Origin of the sequence: Pseudomonas urethralis (genome assembly GCF_021602465.1) — a bacterium.
In the GTDB taxonomy this organism is placed as follows: Bacteria; Pseudomonadota; Gammaproteobacteria; order Pseudomonadales; family Pseudomonadaceae; genus Aquipseudomonas; species Aquipseudomonas vlassakiae.
The window spans coordinates 39,455-59,246 of record NZ_BQIJ01000020.1; the positions used below are offsets into that span (position 1 = coordinate 39,455).

At 63.9% G+C, this 19,792-nt stretch carries 16 protein-coding genes and 2 pseudogenes; 10 read left to right on the forward strand and 8 right to left on the reverse strand.

Annotated elements, in window-relative coordinates; genetic code table 11:
- Positions 1-84: 84 nt before the first annotated feature.
- Positions 85-516: a multidrug/biocide efflux PACE transporter gene (locus L6D64_RS24240; protein WP_176509846.1), complete on the forward strand. Its 432-nt coding sequence runs from the start codon at positions 85-87 to the stop codon at positions 514-516.
- Positions 517-520: 4 nt separating this feature from the next.
- On the opposite strand, the gene L6D64_RS24245 is transcribed toward L6D64_RS24240, so the two are convergent.
- Together L6D64_RS24245 and L6D64_RS24250 are read right to left on the reverse strand one after the other, a co-directional pair.
- Positions 521-1,267, reverse strand: a complete 747-nt coding sequence (locus tag L6D64_RS24245; protein ID WP_176509847.1) for a TorF family putative porin — start codon at positions 1,265-1,267, stop codon at positions 521-523.
- A 78-nt stretch (positions 1,268-1,345) separates the two neighbouring features.
- On the reverse strand, positions 1,346-3,082 hold the full coding sequence (locus L6D64_RS24250) for an amidohydrolase (RefSeq protein WP_176509848.1): 1,737 nt from the start codon (positions 3,080-3,082) through the stop codon (positions 1,346-1,348).
- 105 nt (positions 3,083-3,187) lie between these two features.
- On the opposite strand from L6D64_RS24250, the gene L6D64_RS24255 reads away from it, so the two are divergent.
- A complete protein-coding gene (locus L6D64_RS24255; RefSeq protein ID WP_176509849.1) occupies positions 3,188-4,093 on the forward strand; it encodes a LysR family transcriptional regulator in 906 nt (301 codons plus the stop codon).
- A gap of 3 nt (positions 4,094-4,096) precedes the next feature.
- Here the strand turns inward: L6D64_RS24255 and L6D64_RS24260 are convergent, their stop codons facing one another.
- Both L6D64_RS24260 and L6D64_RS24265 read right to left on the reverse strand, forming a co-directional pair.
- The gene (locus L6D64_RS24260; protein ID WP_176509850.1) at positions 4,097-4,819 is read right to left on the reverse strand and encodes a FadR/GntR family transcriptional regulator; all 723 of its coding nucleotides are present in this window, start codon (positions 4,817-4,819) and stop codon (positions 4,097-4,099) included.
- 110 nt (positions 4,820-4,929) lie between these two features.
- On the reverse strand, positions 4,930-6,663 hold the full coding sequence (locus tag L6D64_RS24265) for an IlvD/Edd family dehydratase (protein ID WP_176509851.1): 1,734 nt from the start codon (positions 6,661-6,663) through the stop codon (positions 4,930-4,932).
- Between the two features lie 184 nt (positions 6,664-6,847).
- On the opposite strand from L6D64_RS24265, the gene L6D64_RS24270 reads away from it, so the two are divergent.
- The 5 genes from L6D64_RS24270 to L6D64_RS24290 all read left to right on the forward strand — a co-directional run bounded on the left by L6D64_RS24270 (position 6,848) and on the right by L6D64_RS24290 (position 12,973).
- A complete protein-coding gene (locus tag L6D64_RS24270) occupies positions 6,848-8,170 on the forward strand; it encodes an MFS transporter (protein ID WP_176509852.1) in 1,323 nt (440 codons plus the stop codon).
- Positions 8,161-9,150, forward strand: a complete 990-nt coding sequence (araD1, locus tag L6D64_RS24275; RefSeq protein WP_176509853.1) for an AraD1 family protein — start codon at positions 8,161-8,163, stop codon at positions 9,148-9,150. The genes L6D64_RS24270 and araD1 overlap by 10 nt, the downstream gene beginning before the upstream one ends.
- Positions 9,151-9,179: 29 nt before the next feature.
- Entirely contained in the window at positions 9,180-10,754 is a 1,575-nt protein-coding gene (locus L6D64_RS24280) for an aldehyde dehydrogenase (NADP(+)) (RefSeq protein ID WP_176509854.1), read from the forward strand.
- Positions 10,755-10,933: 179 nt separating this feature from the next.
- The gene (locus tag L6D64_RS24285; RefSeq protein ID WP_099815733.1) at positions 10,934-11,827 is read left to right on the forward strand and encodes a PA4780 family RIO1-like protein kinase; all 894 of its coding nucleotides are present in this window, start codon (positions 10,934-10,936) and stop codon (positions 11,825-11,827) included.
- Positions 11,828-12,214: 387 nt separating this feature from the next.
- Positions 12,215-12,973, forward strand: a complete 759-nt coding sequence (locus tag L6D64_RS24290) for a hypothetical protein (RefSeq protein ID WP_176509855.1) — start codon at positions 12,215-12,217, stop codon at positions 12,971-12,973.
- A gap of 182 nt (positions 12,974-13,155) precedes the next feature.
- Here L6D64_RS24290 and L6D64_RS24295 read toward each other — a convergent pair.
- Positions 13,156-13,227: pseudogene (locus L6D64_RS24295) on the reverse strand (TetR/AcrR family transcriptional regulator); the annotation flags it as partial.
- Positions 13,228-13,240: 13 nt separating this feature from the next.
- Between L6D64_RS24295 and L6D64_RS28315 the strand changes: the two are divergent.
- The 3 genes and pseudogenes from L6D64_RS28315 to proP all read left to right on the forward strand — a co-directional run.
- Positions 13,241-13,363, forward strand: a pseudogene (locus L6D64_RS28315) (amino acid ABC transporter substrate-binding protein); the annotation flags it as partial.
- A gap of 234 nt (positions 13,364-13,597) precedes the next feature.
- A complete protein-coding gene (hemB, locus tag L6D64_RS24300) occupies positions 13,598-14,572 on the forward strand; it encodes a porphobilinogen synthase (protein ID WP_054887370.1) in 975 nt (324 codons plus the stop codon).
- 165 nt (positions 14,573-14,737) lie between these two features.
- A complete protein-coding gene (gene proP / locus L6D64_RS24305; protein WP_176509856.1) occupies positions 14,738-16,240 on the forward strand; it encodes a glycine betaine/L-proline transporter ProP in 1,503 nt (500 codons plus the stop codon).
- Positions 16,241-16,243: 3 nt separating this feature from the next.
- Here the strand turns inward: proP and L6D64_RS24310 are convergent, their stop codons facing one another.
- The 3 genes from L6D64_RS24310 to treS form a co-directional block, all read right to left on the reverse strand.
- The gene (locus L6D64_RS24310) at positions 16,244-16,945 is read right to left on the reverse strand and encodes a YoaK family protein (protein WP_176509857.1); all 702 of its coding nucleotides are present in this window, start codon (positions 16,943-16,945) and stop codon (positions 16,244-16,246) included.
- A gap of 9 nt (positions 16,946-16,954) precedes the next feature.
- The gene (locus L6D64_RS24315; protein WP_054887367.1) at positions 16,955-17,581 is read right to left on the reverse strand and encodes a riboflavin synthase; all 627 of its coding nucleotides are present in this window, start codon (positions 17,579-17,581) and stop codon (positions 16,955-16,957) included.
- Positions 17,582-17,663: 82 nt separating this feature from the next.
- The gene (gene treS, locus L6D64_RS24320; protein ID WP_176509858.1) at positions 17,664-19,730 is read right to left on the reverse strand and encodes a maltose alpha-D-glucosyltransferase; all 2,067 of its coding nucleotides are present in this window, start codon (positions 19,728-19,730) and stop codon (positions 17,664-17,666) included.
- Positions 19,731-19,792 lie beyond the last annotated feature (62 nt).

Genomic DNA, 19,792 nt, shown 5'->3' on the forward strand with positions numbered 1-19,792 from the left:
ATAAAACCGATAGGAGCTATATCGAAAGCATCTGTTCCATCAAAGAAAATGGGGCCACGACGTAACCACATGATGGAATCTGCCATGAATAGAGTCTCTTTCACCGAACGCATGGTCCATGCCGTCGGCTATGAAATCTTCGCCGTGCTGCTCTGTGCGCCCTTGCTCTCGTGGCTCATGGGCAAGTCGCTGGCAACGGCTGGCACCCTGGCGGTCACGCTGTCGCTGATCGCGATGGCCTGGAACATGGTCTACAACGCGCTGGTCGACCGCTTCGTGGCGACGCCGCGCATTCAGTGGAAAGCCCTGGCGCGCTTCGTCCATGGTCTGGGCTTCGAGGCGGGCCTGGTGGTCTGGTGCCTGCCGGTGGCGGCCTGGATGCTGGAGATCTCGCTGCTGCAGGCGTTCATGGTCGAGCTGGGCTTCTTCGTGATCATCTTGCCCTACACCGTGCTGTACAACTGGGTGTTCGACCGCGCCCGGCACCTCATCCAGCAGCGCCGGGCCGTGGCCTGAGGCCTCAGAAGTGCCTGCTGACACCTGCCACCACGGTGGCGCTGCAGACGTCGTCGAAGCCATAGCTACTGGCGCATTCGGCCTGCGACAGGTTGGTGTCCATGTAGCTGAGGCGCCAGGTCAGCCCGAGGTAATCGCGGCTGAGCCTGGCTTCCCATTCACGGTACGTGTCTCGCGACTGGCCACTTTGTGACCAATAGCTCGGGTCCTTGAAGTCGACGCGGCCGTAGCGCAGCTCCAGGCCGACCTCCAGCGGCAGCACCGTATGGTAGCCAACGAAGGTATAGAGGCTGTCCTGATCCTTGCCATAGCGGGTGTTGGAATCGTTGGAGTAATACGCCGCGAGCTTGAAGCCGTGCACATCGAGGATGGCGTAGAGCTCGGACAGGTTGTACTGGCTCTCCTTGGGGTAGGTGTACTTGAGATAGCCCAGGTCCAGGTTGATGCCTTCAGTGGCTTGCCATGCCCAGCCAGCGTAGTAGTCGACCTCCTGGCGGGTTTTGCTGTCGAAGCCGAAATCGACATTTGAGGTCCAGGCGCCCAGGTACAGGCCGCTGGCATGGCTGAGCATCACGTCGGCCTGCGCGGCCGGGTCGCCCTGAGTTTGCGATATGCCGCGGCTGCGGTAGTCACTGACCGCGGCAAGGTCGATGTCGACCGCGAAGTCATCGTTGATCGGCACGGCAAGGGCGGCGGGGGCGAGCGCGGCGCAGCCGAGTGCACACACGGCTGCCAGGGTAGCGTGTTTCATGAGTAGCCCTGTCTTGTCTTGTAGTTGTTGTGGCAGATAAAAACGCGGCATGCCCAAGGGCACGCCGAGGGGCTCGATTTACTTGGCGTAGACCTCGCGGCCACCGAAGTAGGTAGCCAACACCTGGGTTTCACCCAGTTGCTGATCGTTCACCGCGAGCACGTCACGGTCGAGGATGACGAAGTCGGCCTGCTTGCCCTGGCTCAGCGAGCCGATCTGCTGCTCCAGGCCCAGAGCCTTGGCAGCATGGGCGGTGTAGGCATACAGCATGGTCTGGCGGTCGAGGCGCTCATCGGCATTGAGCACGCCTTGCTCGCCTTTGCGCGTTGACGCCTGGGCGATGGCCTGCCAGGGGTTTGGCGAGGACACCGGCCAGTCGCTGGCGCCGGCGATGGTCGCGCCATTTTTCTGTAGCGAATGGGCCGGGTACTGGTAACGGAACGCCGCTGCGTCGACGTAGGGCTTGACCATATCGACGGTGTAATCGTCGCCAGCGGCCCACAGCAACTGCATCGAGGCAATCACGTCAAGGGCCTTGAAGCGGGCGAAATCCTGGGGGTTGACCAATTGCAGGTGGGTGATCGAATGGTGGATGCCGCTGTGGCCGGCCTTGCGCGCCTGCTCGACGCCATTGAGCGCTTCACGCACCGCCCGGTCGCCGATGGCGTGCACATGCACCAGCCAGCCGCGCTGGTCGGCGGCGCTGACCAGCTCGCCGAAATGTTGCGGGTCGATCAGCAGTTCGCCAGGCTTGTGGGTGTTGTGGTACGGCTTGAGCAAGGCGGCCGACTGCGCCGGGTATTCGAGCACGCCATCGGCGAATACCTTGATGCCTGGCAGGGTCAGGTTCGGCACGCCGGCGAACTGCTTGCGCACGTTGTCGATGGTCTGCAGGTCGGCGGGGGTACTTTTCGGATTGACCACCAGCAGCGCAGCAACATGCGCGTTCAGGCCGCCCTGTTCGGCAAGGGCCTTGTAGGCGGGCAGCACGCCCACGGTATGGTCGGTAGGCTTGATGGCGAAGATCGCCTCGCCGGGCATGCTGTTGGCGGCTGGGTCCATCCACGCGGTGATGCCCAGGCTGTTGTTGAACTGCACGGCTGCCTGTGCACCCTTGAGCAGGGTAGCGGCATCGGCCTTGGGCAATACGCTGGCGACCCGGTCCCAGCCGGCATCGACCAGGAAGCCGTTGGGCTGGCCATCGTCGAAGCTACCGATGGTGTCTTTTTCCTGCTTGCTCAGGCTACCCAGCAACGCCTTGTCGATACCGGCGCGCTTGAGCATGGCCTGGTTGGCCCAGGCGGTGTGGTAGTCCTCGCCAATGAATACGATGGGCGTGTCAGCCCATTCACCGTGGCTGAAATGCTCGTTCAGCGCCTTGGCCTGCGCCCAGTAGTTCGAGCTGACCCCCAGTACCTTCAGCACATCGCCACTCCGGGCACGGCCGTCGTCGCGCCAGGCGCGCAGGCGGGTTTCGAACTCATCCAGCGGCACCGCCTCGCCGCCCATGTCGGCGCCACTCAGTTGCAAGCCGCCGAAAATGGCGTGGGAGTGGGTATCGATCAGGCCCGGCGTGACCCGTTTGCCCTGCAGGTCGATCACCCGGGTTTTTCCGTCAGCGAATGCCCGCGCCTGGACGTCGGACCCCACGGCAACGATCCTGCCGCCTTCGATTGCAATGGCTTGCGCCTGCGGATTGGCGCGGTCGGCGGTGAAGATCTTGCCGTTGACCAGCACCAGGTCGGCAGCGGCCAGAACTTGCCCCGAGGAAAAAGCCACGGCCAGCGCCAGCAAGCCAGGGAGACATCTCGACATGTGTAGCCTCTTGTATTTATTGGTGTAACGCGAGCCTAACCAGCGCAGGCCTGGCATAGAATCGCCAGAACGCTAAAAAGCCTTTTGCCATTCAGGAAAAACCGCATGGATACCTTGGGTGCGATTTCGATGTTCGTCGCCACGGCCGAGCACGGCAGCTTCAGCCGCGCCGCCGAGGCGCTGGGCAAGACGCCTTCGGCGCTGACCAAGGCGGTCACGCACCTGGAGCGTGAACTGGGTAGCCAGCTGTTCGAGCGCAGCACCCGGCGCATCGTGCTGACCGAAGCCGGCCGGCTGTACCTGGACACCGCCCGGCAGGTGTTGAAGAGCCTGCACGAGGCCGGCGAAGAGATCAGCCAGCTGCAGGGGTTGTCCGGCACGCTGCGCCTGACCGCGCCGCTGGCATTTGGCCGGGCGTTCCTGGCTGATGCCTGTGCCGGCTTCATGGGCGAGTATCCGCAGATTCAGCTGCGGGTGGAATTGTCCGATGCCTTCATCGACCTGATCGAAGCCGGTTACGACCTGGCGCTGCGCGAAGGGCACAGCGACCTGCCGGGCCTGATTGCCCGGGTCATCGGCAAGAACCGCATCTTTCTTTGCGCAAGCCCCGGCTATCTCGAACGCAACCCGCTGCCGATAACGGCGCACAGCATCGGCCAGCACCAATGGCTCAAGTACCTTCACCCGGCGCTGGATGCGAAGTTCTGGTGGATGCAGTGCGACGGCGTACGCATGCGCCTGCCATACCCGCAGAAAGCGCGGCTGGAGAGCGACAATTACGACTTGTTGCTGCGCAATGCGCTGGCAGGCCACGGCATCCTGCACACCCCGGAGTGGAGCGTGCGCCGCTACCTGCAGGAGGGGCGGCTGGTGCGGGTGATGGAGCACTGCGTGATCGAGCCGGATGCGTTCGGTGAAGACATCCTGGCCGTTTACCCCAGCCACCGGCGTGCCAGCGGCAAGGTATTGGCGTTCATCGACTACCTGCAGGGCTACTTGCAGCGGCGGTGAGGCTTAGCCGATCGGGTCCTGGCCGAGCACCTTGCTCAACGCAACCCGGGCATCTTCCAGTTGCACCAGCGAAGCATGCCGGGCGCCGAGGGCGTCACCGTTCTGGATAGCCGTGAGGATCGCCTTGTGCCGCGGCAGGGCCAGTTCGTCGAAGTTGGGGCGCTGGTTGGAGTAGCGCACCGACTCGCGCAAGGCCAGCGAGAGCATGTTGCACAGGTAGGCGAGCAGGTCGTTGTGGGTGGCGTCGGCGATACGTGCGTGGAAGTCCAGGTCCGGTTGCAGGCGCTCTTCGTGGGTGCGTGCGGCTTCCATGCGCTGATAGGCCTCGCTGATCGAGGCGACATCCTCGGCACTGGCATTGGTCGCGGCCAGTGCGGCGGCGGCAGGTTCGATGACCCAACGCACGCTGGACAGGGTGTTGAAGAACTCTTGCTGCGGCGTAGCCTGCATCAGCCAGTGCAGCACGTCGGGGTCGAGCATGTGCCAGGCGTGGCGCGGGCGCACCAGGGTGCCGGCACGGGGGCGGGCTTCGATCAGGCCCTTGGCGGTGAGGGCGCGCATCGCTTCACGGAACACCGGCCGGCTGATCGCATAGGCCTCGCAGAGGCTGGCCTCGGCGGGCAGTTTCTGCCCCGGCTGGAGCTGGCCGGATACGATCTGCAGGCCGAGGTCCTGGACCAGGGTGGCGTGCATGCTCTTGCGCGTGGTGGGCTGGCGGTAGTTCATGTGGGGTGCTGGCGGTCCATCGGAGCGGGGTGGGCATCATAGCATCACCGATCGAGCGCGGGCCTTGCTCCCACAAAGGCCGCGCCTACAAGAGCAGTGCCAGTGCAGGTTCAGTGGGAGTGCCTGGGCACAGCGGAGCCTCGGCAGCCCACCAGAAAGTCGAAGTCACAACCTTCATCGGCCTGCATCACATGGTCGATGTACAACTTCGCATAGCCCCCGCTGATCAACGGCTGCGGCACCTGCAGATCTGCCAGGCGGCCAGCCAGTTCCGCCTCGGAAATATCCAGGTGCAGGCGGCCCTCATGGCAGTCCAGTTCGATCCAGTCACCTTCGCGTACCGCCGCCAACGGCCCACCCGCCGCAGCTTCAGGGGCCACATGCAGGACCACGGTGCCATACGCCGTGCCGCTCATGCGCGCGTCGGAGATGCGCACCATGTCGGTCACGCCCTGGGCCAGCAGCTTGGCTGGCAAGCCCATGTTGCCGACTTCGGCCATGCCCGGGTAACCCTTCGGGCCGCAATGCTTCATCACCAGCACCGAGCTGGCATCGACCTCCAGCGCCGGGTCGTTGATGCGCGCCTTGTAGTCTTCGAAGTTCTCGAACACCACCGCACGGCCACGGTGGCGCATCAGTTCCGGGGTTGCCGCCGAGGGCTTGAGCACCGCGCCCTTGGGCGCGAGGTTGCCGCGCAGGATGCAGATGCCGCCATCGGCCACCAGCGGCTTGTCGAGCGGGCGGATGACGTCTTCGTCATACAGCGGTGCGTTCTGGCAGTTGTCCCACAGGCTTTTGCCGTTGGCGGTCAGCGCGGTGGGGTTGGGCAGCCGGTTGTGTTCGCCCAGGCGGCGGATCACCGCAGGCAGGCCGCCGGCGTAGTAGAACTCTTCCATCAGGAAGCGCCCGGACGGCTGCAGGTCGACCAGGGTTGGCGTGCCACGGCCGACGCGAGTCCAGTCTTCCAGTTGCAGGTCGACGCCGATGCGCCCGGCGATGGCCTTGAGGTGGATCACCGCGTTGGTCGAGCCACCAATGGCGGCGTTGACGCGGATGGCATTCTCGAAGGCTTCGCGGGTGAGAATCTTCGACAGGCGCAGGTCTTCATTGACCATCTCGACGATGCGCATGCCCGACAGATGAGCGAGCACGTAACGGCGCGAGTCCACCGCCGGGATCGCTGCGTTGTGCGGCAGCGAAGTGCCCAGGGCTTCGGCCATGCAGGCCATGGTCGAGGCGGTGCCCATGGTGTTGCAGGTGCCCGCCGAGCGCGACATGCCGGCTTCGGCCGAAAGGAACTCGTTGAGGTCGATCTGCCCGGCCTTGTAGGCCTCATGCATCTGCCAGACGATGGTGCCGGCGCCGATGTCGCGGCCCTTGTGCTTGCCGTTGAGCATCGGCCCGCCGGTGACCACGATCGCCGGCACGTCGCAGCTGGCGGCGCCCATCAGCAGGGCCGGGGTGGTCTTGTCGCAGCCAGTCAGCAGCACCACGGCGTCCACCGGGTTGCCACGAATGGCTTCTTCCACGTCCATGCTCGCCAGGTTGCGGGTGAGCATCGCGGTGGGGCGCAGGTTGGACTCGCCGCTGGAGAACACCGGGAACTCCACCGGGAAGCCGCCGGCCTCCAGCACGCCTTTCTTCACATGCTCGGCAATCTTGCGAAAGTGCGCGTTGCACGGGGTCAGCTCGGACCAGGTGTTGCAGATGCCGATGATCGGCTTGCCCTGAAACTCATGGTCGGGAATGCCCTGGTTCTTCATCCAGCTGCGGTACATGAAGCCGTTCTTGTCGGCGCTGCCGAACCATTGGGCGGAGCGCAGGGGGCGTTTGCTATCAGACATGACGGACACCTTATTAGTATTACTATTTATCGTTGTCACTCGACTCTATCGCTAAAAATCATCAGTGTGAAGGCTTGTTGGTTTAAATAGTAATACTATATGCTCGTTTTACCGCGCCGGAGGCCTGCCCCTGAAACCCCGGCCATGTGCTGTCCCCATTACAAGAACAATCGGAGACCTCGCCATGATCCAGGAGCAGCGGCTCGTCCGCCTGATCACCCTGAAACTCATCCCTTTTCTGGTCCTGCTTTACCTGGTGGCCTACGTCGATCGCTCGGCGGTGGGCTTTGCCAAGCTGCACATGGGGGCCGACATCGGCCTCGGTGATGCGGCCTACGGCCTGGGTGCCGGGCTGTTCTTCATCGGCTATTTTCTGTTCGAAGTCCCCAGCAACCTGCTGCTCGATCGCTTTGGCGCACGGCGCTGGTTTGCCCGCATCCTGCTGACCTGGGGTGCGATCACCGTCGGCATGGCGTTCGTCACCGGGCCCAGCGGCTTCTACGTGATGCGCTTCCTGCTCGGCGCGGCGGAGGCGGGGTTCTTCCCTGGCGTGCTGTACTACATCACCCAGTGGTACCCGGTGCGCCATCGCGGCAAGATCCTCGGCTTCTTCATCCTGTCGCAACCGCTGGCGATGCTGATCACCGGGCCGCTGTCGGGCGCCTTGCTGGGCCTGGATGGCAACCTCGGCCTGCATGGCTGGCAGTGGCTGTTCGTCTGCATCGGCGCACCCGCCGTGTTGTTGGCCTGGCCGACCCTGCGCCTGCTGCCGGACGGCCCGGACAAGGTGCGCTGGCTGGATGATGCGCAGCGCAACTGGCTCAAGGAGCAGTTGGCCGAAGACCAGCGTGCGTTCGGCCAGATCCGCCACGGCAACCCGCTGCACGCCCTGAAGGATGGCCGGGTGCTGCTGCTGGCGCTGTTCTACCTGCCGGTGACCTTGAGCATCTATGGCTTGGGCCTGTGGCTGCCGACGCTGATCCACCAGTTCGGTGGCAGTGACCTGGTGACTGGCTTCGTTTCGGCAGTGCCGTACCTGTTCGGCATCATCGGCCTGTTGATCATCCCGCGCAGCTCCGACCGCCTCAACGACCGCTATGGCCACCTGGGCTTGCTGTATGCGTTGGGCGCGACGGGGCTGTTTTTCAGCGCCTGGCTGACCCTGCCGGCGATGCAGCTGGCCGCGTTGTGCCTGGTGGCTTTCGCGCTGTTCTCCTGCACGGCGATTTTCTGGACCTTGCCTGGGCGTTTCTTTTCCGGCGCCAGCGCGGCGGCCGGCATCGCCCTGATCAACTCGATCGGCAACCTCGGCGGCTACCTCGGCCCGTTCGGCATCGGCGCGCTCAAGGAACACACCGGCCAGCTGTCCTCGGGCCTGTACTTCCTGGCCGTGATGATGCTGTTCGGGCTGGTGCTGACCGGTGTCGTCTACAACCGCCTCGAGCGCCGCCAGCGCCAGGCATCCGTGAACATTGCAACCGACAAGCGAGCACAAGCATGCGACTGATCCAATTCGAAACTGCCGCCGGCCAGCGCCGGGTCGGCGTGGTGGAAGGCAAGTGCGCCCTGGAAATCCGCGGTGTGAGCAGCACCCGCGAACTGGCGCTGCAGGCGATTGCGGCAGGCCGCGACCTGGTCAGCCAGGTGCAGACCGCGGGCCTGGGCGAGGGCCATGACTACCTGGCGCTCCTGGCCGAAGGCCGAGTGCTGCCACCTCTGGACCACGAAGACCCGGCGCACTGCCTGGTCACCGGCACCGGCCTGACTCACCTGGGCAGCGCCGCCACCCGCGACAAGATGCACCAGCAGCAGGCCGAGGGTGCCGTCACCGACAGCATGCGCATGTTCCAGTGGGGCCTTGAAGGCGGGCGGCCGCCCGCAGGCGAGCAGGGCGCGCAACCGGAGTGGTTCTACAAGGGCGATGGCGCCATTGTCGTGCGCCCCGGTGCCGACTTGCCGCTGCCGGCCTTTGCCGAAGATGCCGGGGAGGAGCCGGAGCTGGTCGGGCTGTATGTGATTGGCGAGGCCGGCACGCCGTTCCGCCTGGGGTACGCGCTGGGCAACGAGTTCTCCGACCACGTGATGGAGCGGCGCAACTACCTGTACCTGGCGCATTCCAAGCTGCGCGCCTGCAGCTTCGGCCCGGAACTGCGCCTGGGCGCGCTGCCGGCGCACCTGGAAGGCCGCAGCCGCATCTTGCGCGACGGCCGGGAGCTGTGGAGCAAGCCGTTCCTGTCCGGTGAGCAGAACATGTGTCACAGCTTCGAAAACCTGGAGTTCCACCACTTCAAGTACCGCCAGTTCCTGCGCCCGGGCGATGTCCATGTGCATTATTTCGGCACCGCCACGCTGTCGTTCGCCGACGGCATCCAGGCCCGGCCGGGGGACACGTTCGAGGTCAGCCTGGACGCCTTCGGCGAGCCGCTGCGCAATGGCATCGTTGCCTCTGAACACGCGGTGCGCCCAGGCCTGGTGAAAAGCCTTTGAGCCTTCAATCGTTGTCACAGGAGTCAAGCATGTCGGGAAGCAACTTCATCGGCGGTGCCCGCAGCGCCGCAGGCAGCGTGCGCCTGCAGAGTTTCGATGCACGCACGGGCGAGGCCCTGCCGGTCGTCTTCACCCAGGCCACGCCTGACGAGGTGGATGCCGCCGCCTGCGCCGCCGAGCAGGCTTTTGCCGAATACAACGGCTTGGCGCCAGAGCGCCGTGCGCAGTTTCTGGATGCCATTGCCGGGCAGCTGGATGCGCTTGGCGAGGCCTTCATCGACACGGTCTGCCGCGAAACCGCCTTGCCCGCCGCACGCATCCAGGGCGAACGCAGCCGCACCAGCAACCAGTTGCGCCTGTTCGCCCAGGTGCTGCGCCGTGGCGACTACCTGGGCGCCCGCATCGACCGCGCCCAGCCCCAGCGCCAGCCGCTGCCGCGCCCTGACCTGCGCCAGTACCGCACCGGCGTCGGCCCGGTGGCGGTATTCGGCGCCAGCAACTTTCCGCTGGCGTTCTCCACGGCAGGCGGTGATACCGCTGCTGCGCTGGCTGCCGGTTGCCCGGTGGTGGTCAAGGCCCACAGTGGCCACATGGCCACCGCCGAGTATGTCGCCGAGGCGATCCAGCGCGCCGCCGAAGCCACTGGCATGCCAGCCGGGGTGTTCAACATGATCTACGGCGCCGGCGTGGGCGAAGCGCTGGTGCGCCACCCGGCGATCCAGGCGGTCGGCTTCACCGGCTCGCTCGAGGGTGGCCGGGCTTTGTGCGACCTGGCGGCAGCGCGTCCGCAGCCGATCCCGGTGTTTGCCGAGATGAGCAGCATCAACCCGGTGCTGGTACTGCCGGCGGCGTTGCAGGCCAGGGGCGAGCAGGTGGCGGCGGAGCTGGCGGCTTCGGTGGTACTGGGTTGCGGGCAGTTCTGCACCAACCCGGGGCTGGTTATCGGCATGGCCGGGCCCGCTTTCTCGGCGTTCGTGGCCGCACTGGCTGCACGCATGGCCGACCAGCCGGGGCAGACCATGCTCAATGCTGGCACTCTGCGCAGTTATGCCAGTGGTGTGGCGCGCCTGCACCAGCACCCGGGTGTACGCCACCTGGCAGGGGCCGAGCAGGGCGGTGATCAGGCCCATGCGCAGCTGTTCCAGGCCGATGTCAGCTTGCTGTTGGAGGGTGATGAACTGCTGCAGGAAGAAGTCTTTGGCCCCACCACGGTGGTGGTCGAAGTGGCTGACGAAGCTGAGCTGCGCCGTGCGTTGGGCGCCTTGCATGGGCAACTGACCGCAACGCTGATTGCCGAACCTCAGGATCTGGAACGGTACGCAGCGCTGGTGCCGTTGCTTGAACGCAAGGCTGGCCGGTTATTGGTCAACGGTTATCCGACCGGGGTCGAGGTAAGTGATGCGATGGTGCACGGAGGGCCGTATCCGGCCACGTCCGATGCGCGGGGGACCTCGGTGGGTACGTTGGCCATTGATCGCTTCTTGCGGCCGGTGTGTTACCAGAACTATCCGGATGGCTTGCTGCCGGAGGCGTTGAAGGACGGGAATCCGCTGGGGCTGTTGCGGTTGGTCGACGGTGATTACAGCCGAGAAGTATTGGGCTAGGGCTTCCGGCCCCTTCGCGGGTGAACCCGCTCCCACAGGGTTTTGCAGTGCCTGAAGTTTGAGTTTCACCTGTGGGAGCGGGTTTACCCGCGAAAGGGCCCGCGCAGACAAACGAGCAACTCTCGGCAGGCTGTGAGAGGATGTCCACCACCCCAGCCAGGACCCCCGAACGCAGCCTGATGAAGACACCAAAACGAATCGAACCACTGATCGAAGACGGCCTGGTCGACGAAGTACTGCGGCCCTTGATGAGCGGCAAGGAAGCGGCCGTTTACGTGGTGCGCTGCGGTGCCCAGGTCCGCTGCGCCAAGGTCTACAAAGAGGCCAACAAGCGCAGCTTCCGCCAGGCCGCCGAATACCAGGAGGGTCGCAAGGTCCGCAACAGCCGCCAGGCCCGGGCCATGGCCAAGGGCAGCAAGTACGGCCGCAAAGAAGCCGAAGACGCCTGGCAGAACGCCGAAGTCGCGGCGCTGTTCCGCCTGGCCAATGCCGGCGTACGGGTACCCAAGCCGTACGACTTCCAGGACGGCGTGCTGCTGATGGAACTGGTCACCGACGCCGACGGCGATGCCGCGCCCCGCTTGAACGACGTGCACCTGGAGGCCGAAGAGGCCCGTGAGCATCATGCCTTCGTCATCCGCCAGATCGTGCTGATGCTCTGCGCCGGGCTGGTGCATGGCGACCTGTCTGAATTCAACGTGCTGCTCGGCCCTGACGGCCCGGTGATCATCGACCTGCCACAGGCGGTGGACGCAGCGGGCAACAACCATGCGTTCAGCATGCTGCAGCGGGACGTGGCGAACATGGCGCATTACTTCGGGCGTTTTGCCCCGGAGCTCAAGGCCACCCGCTACGCCGATGAGATGTGGGCGTTGTACGAAGCTGGCGAACTGCGGCCAGACAGCCCGCTGAGCGGGCAATTCGAGGAAGACGACCATGCCGCCGACGTGGCCGGGGTAATGCGCGAAATCGACGCCACTCTGCGCGATGAAGCCCGCCGCCGTGCGGCGCGGGATGAGGCCGAGCATGGGCCGGCCAAGGCTGAAGAGCCGACGCCGCCTTGGATGCAGTAATGGTTTGACCGCACGTGCACTGCCGAGCATTTCGCTCTTTTCGGGGCTCCACCATTATCTGGGTAGGGTGGGGCTCTGAAGGAGCTGGCATGTAAATTGAGTAAGCGCCACTAATCCGCTTCAATTCTAATGTTCCTGCATATAATCCTACTTTGCAGGTAATAAATTCCTACGCATAAATTCGCTCTTCTCGGAATCTTCCTACAGGATAAGTCTGGCCTGCGTAGGGCTATTATCCTATTGCCAAGCGCTACTATCTGCCCCTGTTTCAAGTCGCACATGGGGTGGGCAGATGTCCGAACTATCTGAAATCGAACAGCTCAGTCATGAGTTCGCAACTGATGACTGGCCATTTTCAGTTGCTCAAATACTGACGGCGGTTCACCAATGCTGAAGGCTTATGCGGTTCGGTTATACGTTGTCGCATGGCAAACGCTGAGAGTCTGTGCAGGTTTGATCTTGGCGATGCGGGTCATTCTATATGCTTGGTTGATCTATCATGCGTATACAAAACCAGCGCAGTCTTATGTGTCTCCTCCAGTTTTCTGCGGAAAACTGGCGGGCGAGGTGTATGAGTTCTCCCGGCTCTATTTTCCGTTTTGGCCGGAATACGAGGAAAGGTCTACAAAGGGTGCATACTATGTAAAGAAAAACGACTGCGATATCAGTATCAAGTCAATTTTCATTGCGATGAATTGGCCGAAGTTGGAGCCGGCAGGCAACCATCGGATTTATGAACGGCTTTTGGATCGGGGAGGTTTGTTGGTTGCGGTTACTCCGATTGCGGTCAATGAAATCGACCTGCGGCAATGGCGAGACCAATTGCTGGAGATGCGCTCATTTGGGGATGCGCCGATTGTTGAATATGACAGTCAGCTAGGTCTCTATCGGAATGTGGGAAGCGATTACGCTTGGGGGAGGCGAAGCAGGAGAATCTTTTGGAGCGAAGCACTAGAGGAGGTTTCCTCTGTCATTATTTGCAATTGGCAGGCGCGGGAACCCGATTTTTATGCTTGTGAAATGACGTTTTTGATAAGCGGGATCTTGAAGGTGAAAGTTACCATGTCGCCAGAAAAACTTGTGCAATGGCACGAGGTCAGGCGTGCGATCGAAGCGTTTCTTGTCAGTAGCAAGAAGGCTGGGTGATGTGTGATTGATCAAGGAGGCTGCCGCCCCGCAAGCAGCCAGTACCAACCTGCTTGCCGAGGCGCCCATGCAGCGCTGGGACTCGACTATCGCCGTCGCGGCATGATTGAGCTCAAGCGCCAAGCGGCACAAAGTCGTTGCGCTGGCAGGAGCGCTCCAGCTCATGTGCCGCCGGTTCCACGCTCACATTGCGAGTCGAACAGTTCGCTGTTCAGCCAGCAGTCCAACACGTTGAGGATCGCCTCGGTGATCGATCCGTAGATGTTGAGCAATGCCGAGCTGGGCAAGGCGCTGGATGCGAACATCCAGGCATTGCATGGCAGTGGCGAGATTGCGCGGATGCTCGAGACCCATGGGCTGGACCGACAGGCGGCTGAGGTGGGGGCCTAGGTTAGTAGATTGATTTTCCTGTTCCGGCCTCTTCGCGGGCTTGCCCGCTCCCACAGGTACGACGCCAGCCCGAAGGCCTGAGCAATCCTTGTGGGAGCGGGCGAGCCCGCGAAGAGGCCGGCACAGGAAAAAGCTCATAACTTTTGACGCAAGACATAATCTCGTCATCCGGCCTTTTCACTGGCGCCCGACAGGCATAAGGTATACGCCGTTAAAAAATGCCCTGGAGCTGTCATGTCCAACCGTTTCCCGTCCGTTCGTCCCCGCCGCCTGCGCCAGAACGAATCCCTGCGCACGATCTTCCAGGAAACCGAATTCCGCCTGGAAGACCTGATCCTGCCGATCTTCGTCGAAGAAGGCATCGATGACTTCGTGCCAATCACCAGCATGCCGGGTGTCAACCGCATCCCGGAAAAACGCCTGGCACAGGAAATCGAGCGCTATGCCCGCGCCGGCATCAAGTCGGTGATGACCTTCGGTGTATCGCACAACCTGGATGCCACCGGCAGCGACACCTGGAACGAGAACGGCCTGGTCGCGCGCATGTCGCGCATCTGCAAGGACACCGTGCCGGAAATGGTGGTGATGTCCGACACCTGCTTCTGCGAATACACCAGCCACGGCCACTGCGGCGTGCTGCACGACCATGGCGTGGACAACGACGCCACCCTGGCCAACCTGGGCAAGCAGGCGGTCATCGCCGCCGCAGCCGGTGCCGACTTCATCGCTCCGTCGGCGGCGATGGACGGCCAGGTGCAGGCCATTCGTAGCGCCCTGGACGGTGCCGGTTTTCACGACACCGCGATCATGGCCTATTCCACCAAATTCGCTTCGTCGCTGTATGGGCCGTTCCGTGAAGCGGGTGGCACCGCGCTCAAGGGCGACCGCAAGAGCTACCAGATGAACCCGATGAACCGCCGCGAAGCGGTGCGTGAGTCGCTGCTTGACGAGCAGGAAGGGGCTGATGTGCTGATGGTCAAGCCGGCCGGTGCCTACCTCGACGTGATCGCCGACATCCGCGCCGCCTCGCGCCTGCCGTTGGCGGCGTATCAGGTGAGTGGCGAGTACGCGATGATCAAGTTCGGCGGCCTGGCCGGTGCCATCGACGAAGGCCGGGTGGTGCGTGAAAGCCTCGGCGCGATCAAGCGCGCGGGTGCCGACCTGATCCTGACCTATTTCGCCATGGACCTGGCCCGTGATGGGATCTGATCGCCTCTAGAGGTTTGTCGCCGGCGAGATCGAGCGCCGCCCGCGCGGCGCTCGGTTCCCGCATCACCACATCACTCAACACAGACAAAAAAGCACTAAGCGCTGAATTATTTAGTGTCCCGTTGTATCAGATCCCATAGAGCTATCAGCAACAGGGAAACGGGCATGAAATCTCGCAAGAAAAGTGTCAAGCCGATCGGTTTGAAGGACATCACCATCGTCGACGACGCCAAGATGCGCAAGGCGATCACCGCCGCCGCTCTGGGCAACGCCATGGAATGGTTCGATTTTGGTGTCTACGGCTTCGTCGCCTATGCACTGGGCAAAGTGTTTTTCCCCAATGCCGACCCCAGCGTGCAGATGATCGCGGCACTGGCCACGTTCTCGGTGCCATTTCTGATTCGCCCGCTGGGCGGGCTGTTCTTCGGCGCCCTGGGCGACCGCTTCGGGCGCCAGAAGATCCTCGCCGCAACCATCGTGATCATGTCGCTGAGCACCTTTGCCATCGGCTTGATTCCGTCCTACGCCTCGATCGGCATCTGGGCGCCGATCTTGTTGTTGCTGGCGAAGATGGCCCAAGGCTTCTCGGTGGGCGGGGAGTACACCGGGGCATCGATTTTCGTTGCCGAGTACGCCCCGGACCGCAAGCGCGGCTTCCTCGGCAGCTGGCTGGACTTTGGCTCGATTGCCGGCTTTGTCCTGGGGGCGGGGGTGGTCGTGCTGATCTCCACCGTGCTCGGCGAAGAGAAGTTCCTCGAATGGGGCTGGCGCCTGCCGTTCTTCCTGGCCTTGCCGCTGGGCATCATCGGCCTCTACCTGCGCCACGCCCTGGAAGAAACCCCCGCGTTCCAGCAACACGTGGACAAACTCGAGCAGGGTGACCGCGAAGGCCTGGCCTCGGGGCCGAAGGTGTCGTTCAAGGAGGTTGCCACCCAGCACTGGCGCAGCCTGATCACCTGCATCGGCGTGGTGATCGCCACCAACGTCACCTATTACATGCTGCTCACCTACATGCCCAGCTACCTGTCGCACAACTTGCACTACAGCGAAGACCACGGCGTGCTGATCATCATCGCGATCATGGTCGGCATGCTGTTCGTGCAGCCGATCATCGGCCTGCTGAGCGACAAGTATGGCCGCCGCCCGTTCATCGTGGTCGGCAGCGTCGGGCTGTTCGCCCTGGCCATCCCGGCGTTCATGCTGATCAACAGCGGCGCGCTGGGGCTGATCTTCGCCGGCCTGCTGATCATCGCCGTGCTGCTGAACTTCTTCATTGGTGTGATGGCCTCGACCTTGCCGGCGATGTTCCCCACGCACATCCGCTACAGCGCCCTGGCCAGTGCCTTCAACATCTCGGTGCTGATCGCCGGCTTGACCCCGACGCTCGCCGCCTGGTTGGTGGAAAGCAGCGGCAACCTGTACATGCCGGCCTACTACCTGATGGTGATCGCCGTGGTCGGCCTGGTCACCGGCGTGACCATGAAGGAAACCGCCAACAAGCCGCTGCGTGGCGCAGCGCCTGCGGCGTCGGACATCGAAGAAGCGCGCGAACTGTTGCAGGAGCATCACGACAACATCGAGCAGAAGATCGAAGATATCGACGCGCAGATCGCCGAGCTTGAGGCCAAGCGCCAGGTGCTGGCGCAGCAGCACCCGCGTATCGACTGAGGCTCAGCGCGGCATGTAGCCGCGCTGCCAGGCGCGCGGAATGAAGCGCGACACCAGCGCCAGCAGGCAGGCCAGCGCGGCGCTGCCGGCCATTGCCTGCAGGCCCAGGCGCTGCTGTAACCAGGCACCCAGGGCAGCGCCGAGCAGCATGCCGGCCCAGGGCACCAGTTGCACCCGCCAGCCGTTACGCCGCTCGCCCAGCAGCCAGCGGCCCAGGCCGCGGCCGAAGCGCGACAGGGCGCCGGTGACGTAGGTCAGGCCGATGGGCAGGCCATTCACCTGCTCCACTACCGCATTGATCATGCCCATGGCCAAGGTGGCCGCCAGCAGCGCCGGGAACGTCGCCGCAAACGGCCATCCCGCGGCGCAGGCAAGCAGTGTGGCGACCACCAGCAACACGGGCCAGGCTCGGCGTCTGAAGCCACGTGCCAGCATGACACCCAGCGCGTTGCCGGCCACGAAGCCCAGCACGGCGCCGCTCAGACGCAGCACCATGGCCAGGTCCGCGTCACTGATGGCCACGGCCAGGCGCGTGGTGTTGCCGCTCATGAACGAGACGAAGTCGCCCAATGCCAGCAGGCCGATGGCATCCGTCATGCCCGCCAGCACCGACAAGCCGGCCACCAGGCCAAGGCCGACGCGGCCCCGTAGCACGTGCAGGCGCAGGCGCCTGGCCGTGCGCGCGGGGTGGGCGTTGGGCAGCATGTGCGGGCTTCAGTGCGGCAATTCGCGGGCGAGGGTGCTCTTGATGGTGCGCTCCACCACATCCACCAGCACCATGGTCTGGTGGTCCACCTCGATGTTCAGCAGCTCGCCGGCCTGGTAGCGGGCGAAGGTGGTCTGGCGCAGGGTCTCGGGGATCAGGTTGATGGTCACCACGTTGTCCTCGACATCGGCGACGGTCAGGCTGCAACCGTTGACACCGATGAAGCCACGCGGGAACACGTACTTGCCCCACTGCGGTGGCATGCGGAAGGTGATGAAAGCGCCGGTTTCCTTGATCGACAGCTCGACGACCTCGGCGGTGGTGGCAATGTGGCCGGCCATCAGGTGGCCACCCACTTCGGCGTTCATTTTCGCCGAGCGCTCGATATTGACACCCTGGCCAGCCTTGAAGCAGCGCAGGTTGGTGCGTTCGAGCGTGGCGGTCATGGCGTCGAACTTGACCTGGGTGCCGTCGATTTCAGTGACCGACAGGCAGGTTCCTTCGACACTGACGCTGGCGCCGATCTTCAGCTCGTCGAGCAGCTCCGGGGTGAGGTCGATGGTGAACTGGTTGTGGCCCGGGTAGGTGGTCACATCAAGCAGAGGGCGGACGGCCTGGACGATGCCGGTGTACATGGAGTTGCTCCTGGGCACAGAGTGGGAAAACATCAGGAAGCTATGCCCATGGAGCGGCAAATGCAAGTTGCCTGTGCCGGCCTCAGAGGTGCCCGCTGCTGTTCACGATCCGCAGGCACAGGGCCTCGTAAGGGTCCAGGTTGATCATCAGGCGGCCGTCTTCGCTGAGGTCGCCTTCGACCGTTTCGTTGATCATGTCCACCACCGTCCCGGGAGTGAAACCGGTCAATTGCAGCTCCTCGGCAATCACCGCCTGGCCGAAGTTCAACGCACTGATCTGGATGCCACGCCCGGCCGGCAGCTCATGCACCATCACCAGCAGCCCCGGGCTGCTGACCTCGGGCACCAGCACCTGGCGGCTGGTGGCGATGCCGTAGGCCTGGCGCACGGCCAGCAGTTTCTTCACCTGGCTGGCGAACGACGCGGGGTTGTCCAGCTGGCTGTCGAGGCTGCCATACAGCGAGCGCGCGCGCGGCATGCCGCGCACCGATGTCTCTGCCTGCGGGGCGAGCCCGGCCAGGTCGTAGCCGCCGCGGTGGATCCAGCGGGTATCGCCGTCGGCCATGCGCTCGGCCACCGCCTCGGCCGGCAGTGGCAGGGCGCCGACCATGTCCCAGCCGGACAGTGCGAGCACGCCCGGTTGCATGGCGTTGTACATCACCAGCAGCAGGTGCACCTTCTGGATCAGTGCAATGTCCGCCGGGCTGATCTGTTCGAGGTCGCGCATGCCCAATGCTGCAGTGATCAGGCTGGCGGTGGTGCAGGCGATGCCGTTGGTGACGAATCGCAGGTTGTACGGTGCATGCTCACCGGACAGGCGTTCGTAGATTTCCTCGCGGATGTGCTCGCGCAGGATGCTGCCAGGCAGCGTCTGGCCCTTGTACAGGTACATGTCGTGGGCGTGCAGGGTCCAGAAGTGCACCAGCTCGACGGTCAGTTCGTCGTGGTTCTGCAAGGCGTGGATCAGCGACGCCGGATCGATGCCGAAGGCGTGCATTTCCTTGAGCATCAGGCGCAGGAATTCGGTGTCGCCGGTCAGCAAGGCGTGCTGGTAGGCGGGGCGGGTGATGAAGTCGTAGGACAGGTCGGCTCCGCCCTTGGACATCTGCGCGATGTCGTCCAGGGTCAGGTTGAGCTCCTGGAAGCTGAAGCCGCCGGCCTTGCGGATCATGCCGCCGATCAGCTGGTTGCCGACGATCGACAACGGGTGGCTCTCGGACCAGGCACTGCCGCTGGCACGGGTTTCCACGCCGAGAAAGCCGTTGGCATCCAGGCGCAGGCCGCGGGCACCCAGGCAGTCCAGCGCGTGCAAGGCGTCGCCGATGATCATCTGCTGGGCGGCAAAACTGGGGTCGAGCCAGTTCAGGGATGGCTGGCCTTCCTTGAAGTAGTGCAGGTACACCCAGCGCCGGGTCTTGCCGTCGACCCCGGTGATGGGCGCGGTGGCGCTCCAGTCGGTTTCCTTGACCCCAGGCTCGAAAAAGATCACCCGCTGCAGCTGACCGACGATGTAGTGGCGCGACTTGAGCTCGTCGCACTCGGCCGGCGACAGGTTCACGGCATCGCGGCCCTCAGGCACCTCGGGCAGCAGCGGCCAGTCCTCCTCGCGGATCTCGACCATGTGGTAGAGCCCGGGGTAGGCACCGTGGGCCAGTTCGGCCAGGCGAAAGTCTGCGCCCTTGCCGGTGTGCGAGGGGATCAGGTCGTCGATGGTCACGGCATTGTGCGCGGCGGCCAGGCGGCTCATCTGCACCAGCTCCTGTTCATTGCCGTAGAGCGGGTCGATGTCAAAGCTGATGCGGTCGAAGTTGCCGTCGATACTGGGTGTGAAATCACGCCCGCGAACCCCGCCAGACTGCTTGATGGGGCCGGTGTGGATGCCCTGCACACCAATCTCCGACAGGCGTTTCCACAGCGCTTCATGGCCGAGGGCGGCGAGCACCGAGCAGCCTTCGGGGGCGATGATCGCGTCGGGGTAGACCGTCAGCCATACCGAGGCGATTGCGGTGGCACGGCGTGGCTGGGCTTCGGCGTAGGGGTTCTGCCACAGGCGTGACTGGCCGGAGTACAGGCGGGCTCGCTCCTGTGAGGCCTTGAGCATCGAACGGTCTTCGAGCCATTGCAGGTATGACGGGTCGGGCTGGGTCATTTCGCGTCCTCTTTGCGTGGCGGCACCGGCCAAGGTTATGACGGCACCGCGGGCGGATCGTT